Genomic DNA, 2,879 nt, shown 5'->3' on the forward strand with positions numbered 1-2,879 from the left:
ACCGCCGGCCAGACTTACACCATGAGTTTTGACCTGTATGCGCTCGATTCATGGGACGGCAGCCTGGGCAATCCCGACCAGCTGAGCGTGTCCGTGGACGGCGTCACTGTGCTGAGCAAAACCATCAGCAACCGCCTCGACGCCCCGCAAACCATCAACGCCACGCCCGGAATCCGCCTGCAGATCGTGCCGACCTTGACCGGCATGACGGGGCGCCCCGGCCAGGACGACATGTTCTATTTGCAGGGCTCGGGCTTCATGGAGGGCGCGTCCAGCGTCACCGTGGGCGGCGTGGTCCTGGCCGACGCCTACACCACCGGTTCGCCATTTGACGTCACCGGCGCGCGCAACGACAGCGTCAGCCTGGTGGCGCCGCGCACGCTGGACGGACCGATCCGAATCAGCACCGAAGGCGGTTTTACCGAGCTGCCGGGCGGCGAGTTCGCCAGCCAGCCGCGGGTGGACTTCAGCGCCATCAATGCCACCGCCGGCAGCGGCGTTGCCGCCGATCCGGCCCGTCCTTCGGCCATTACCGGGCAAAACATTGTGCTGTCCGGCCAGGGCTTCAAGTACGGCACGCTGGTACAGTTCCAGGGCATCGACGACGCCGGCAAATTTGGCACCTTGACGGTGGCCGGCACTGCCTCGGGCGACGGCAAGTCGCTCACCGTGCGCGTGCCAGCGCTGGCCCGCAGCGGCGCCGTGACCGTGCTGGGCAGCGGTGTATCGATCAATCTGCAAATCGTGCCGACCCTGCGCGCGGTCGGCGGCCAGGTTGCAGCCGGCAACGTGCTGCTCATCGAAGGCACAGGCTTGACAGCGAACGACCTGGCGATCCAGGTCGACGGGCGCGGCGTGGGCACGTTTGAAGTGACCACGATCAATGCCGGAACCGGCACCTACCAGGACCAGCAACTGCTGCGCATTACGGTCCCGACCGGCGTTGGAAGCGGCTTGATCACCGTCAGTACCGCAGGCGGCAGCGCCGCCCTACGTGCGGGCGCGCTTGCCATTGGCGTGCTGGCCGAGCAGAATCCCGCTGACGCCGGCAACCTGCTGGCCGGCGCGGCCGATCCGGGCCTTGGCTTGAACCAGAGCGTCGTGGTGCGGGGATCGGTGGGCGACACGCTCGACGTCGACCTGTACCGCGTGACCCTGGCAGCGGGCGAGCGCTTGAGCGCCTTCCTGACCGAGAACAACCACACTTACCTGCGCCTGTTCGACGCCGCCGGCAACGCCATCGCGGGCGGCTACCGCACCGCCGGCGACACCACGCCGCTCAGCGTCAGCGCACCGGCCAGCGGCGCCTACTACGTGGGCGTGAGCGGCTACTCGAACACCGCTTACAATCCGAATGTGGCGGGGTCCGGCTCCAACGGCAACTACACGGGCGCCTACAAGCTCAATTTGCAGCGGGTGGCAGCGGCCAGCAGCCGCATCGGCGCGCTTGGCGCCACGGCCGCCAGCGGCACCCCGGCGCGCGCCGCGCTGGCCTCGGCCAATGCGCTGCAGACCATCACGCTGGGTACCAGCGGTTTGTTCAGCGGCGAGCAAGTGGTGTTCACCATGCTGGACGACTATGGCCAGCTTTATGAAACGGCCGTGGCGCCGACCAGCGTTGCAGCCGACGGCAGCAGCCTGACGGTTGCGGTGCCGCTTGGCGCCACCACCGGCATGGTGCGCCTGTCGCGCGACAGCGTCGGCGTGGTGCTGCAGATCGTACCCACTCTGAGCAATGTGGAAGCTGACAACGGCAGCGCCTACCACGGCGGCCAGTTGCGCCTGACCGGCAGCGGTTTCGCCGAAGGCAACGCCAGCGTGCTGTTTGGCGCCCAACAGGTCGCCGACGTCAGCCGCAACTACGGCGTTGACGTGAGCAACAGCGGCCGCGCGCTGTACCTGACCGTGCCGGAAGGCGCGGCCTCGGGCCCGATCCGGGTGTCGACCATCGGCGGCACCAGCGCCGCGTTCGGCATGCGCCTGACCGGTGTCCAAGCCGCCGCCAGCAGCGGCACCGCCGCAGCCCCCGGCCAGGCCTCGGCCATTGCGGGCCAAATGATCGTCATTACCGGCGTGGGCATGGACGCCACCACCGGCTTCGTGTTCCAGACCGACAGCAACGGCAACTCGGGCGAAGTCATCGTGCGCGCTACCCTGATGAACGCGGCCGGTACGCGCGCCGAAGTGCGCGTGCCCGCCAATGCGGTCAGCGGCGTGGTCAGCGCGGTGGGCGACAACGCCGGCGTCGCCTTGCCGCTGCAGATCATTCCCGTCATCACCAGCGTCGACGTGCAGTCGGTTTCCGCCGACGGGCGCAGCGCCGTCGTGGTGTTGCACGGCACAGGCTTTGTCGAAGGCAACAACAGCGAATACCGCTTCGGCACCGGCCCCAACGGCCAGGTCATCATCGACGCCGGCGCGGCGCTCGGGCCGGACGTGCAGCAGATCTACGATTATGCGATCAACCAGTACGTCAACGGCCAGGTCACGCTGACGGTACCGCTGGCCGACGGCGTCTTTGGCGCCATCAGCGTCAAGACCGCCGGCGGCGTGAGCGCCAGTTTCAGCGCCAGCCTCGACGCGGTGCAGGCGCTTGCCTTATCGGGCACGCCGGCCGATGCCGCTACGGCCTCGGCCAATCCGGGCCAGGCCATCACCTTGCGCGGCACCGGTTTAAGCACCGACAGCGATATTTTGCTGCGCTACACCGACTACAATGGCGCCGCGGCCATGGTGCGTGTGAGCCCGGTTGCCGCCAGCGCTGACGGTACCCAGGCGACCTTGCTGGTGCCGTTCGAGGCGAACGGCGTGTTCTCGCTGCAAATGTTCGGCTCGGCCAGCCAGCCGCTGCTGCAGATCGTCCCGACCCTGACCCGTTT

General features: G+C 68.0%; 1 protein-coding gene. It reads left to right on the top strand.

Annotation, left to right across the window (positions count from 1 at the left end; translation table 11 throughout):
* Positions 1 to 21: 21 nt before the first annotated feature.
* Positions 22 to 2,879: beta strand repeat-containing protein (locus tag ACP7D4_RS27830; protein ID WP_426212667.1), on the top strand; the 2,858-nt coding region annotated here is incomplete at its 3' end.

The sequence above is a fragment of the Massilia sp. TWP1-3-3 genome (genome assembly GCF_049897805.1).
In the GTDB taxonomy this organism is placed as follows: Bacteria; Pseudomonadota; Gammaproteobacteria; order Burkholderiales; family Burkholderiaceae_D; genus Telluria_A.